At 74.6% G+C, this 1009-nt stretch carries 1 protein-coding gene; it reads left to right on the plus strand.

Annotated elements, in window-relative coordinates; genetic code table 11:
• A partial coding sequence (locus tag ACZ5CR_RS47645) for a polyketide synthase dehydratase domain-containing protein (protein ID WP_468870336.1) occupies positions 1 to 1009 on the plus strand: 1009 nt, incomplete at both ends.

The raw sequence follows: 1009 nt of genomic DNA on the forward strand, positions 1-1009 counted from the left end.
TATCGGCCCAGCGGGCCGGACGCCCCGAGGCACAGACGCTGACCACCGCGCTCGCGACCCTGTACGTCCACGGTCTGCCGGTCGTCCTGGAGGCGGCCTTCGCCGGGCACCGCCCGTCCCACGTCGACCTGCCGACGTACGCCTTCCAGCGCAAGCAGTACTGGCTCGCCCCGGCGGGCCGGGGGGTGGGCGACGTGTCGTCGGCCGGGCTCGACGCGGCACACCACCCGATGCTCGCCGCGGCCACCGAACTGCCCGACGGCGGCGGCACGATGTTCGCCGGCGTGGTCTCACGACGCACCCACCCGTGGCTCGTCGACCATTCAGTGGCCGGTGCCGTACTGCTGCCCGGCACGGCCTTCGTGGAGCTGGCCATGGTCGCCGGCGACCGTGTGCACTGCGATCGGCTCGACGAGCTGACCCTCGAAGCGCCGCTGGCACTGCCCGAGCGCGGTGGAGTACGCCTGAGGGTCGTCATCGGTGAGCCCGACGAGGAGGGACGCCGCACGCTGGGCATCCACTCGCGGTCCGAGGACGCCGCCACGGACGAGCCGTGGACCCGCAACGGCAGCGGCCTGCTGTCGCCCACCCCGCCGGAGCCGGACTTCGACTTCGCGGCGTGGCCGCCGGCCGACGCCATCCCGGTCGACACGACGGGCCTCTACGAAGGCCTCGCCGAGGCGGGCCTCGCGTACGGGCCGTTCTTCCAGGGGCTGCGCGCGGCATGGCGGCAGGGCGACGACGTGTTCGCCGAGGTCGCCCTGGACGAGGAGCACCGCGAGTCGGCCGGCACCTTCGGTCTGCACCCGGCGCTTCTGGACTCCGCACTGCACGCGGTCACCCTCGGCGGGGCCGCATCGAACTTCACCGGTCCGGGCCTGCCCTTCGCCTGGTCCGGGGTGTCCGTGCACGCCATCGGCGCCGCCACCCTGCGGGTGCGGATCTCGCCCGCGGGCGGCCAGAGCGTGAGCCTCGCCGTCGCGGACGGCACAGGCGCCCCCGTGGCGGT

The organism is Streptomyces sp. NPDC031274 (assembly GCF_055570235.1).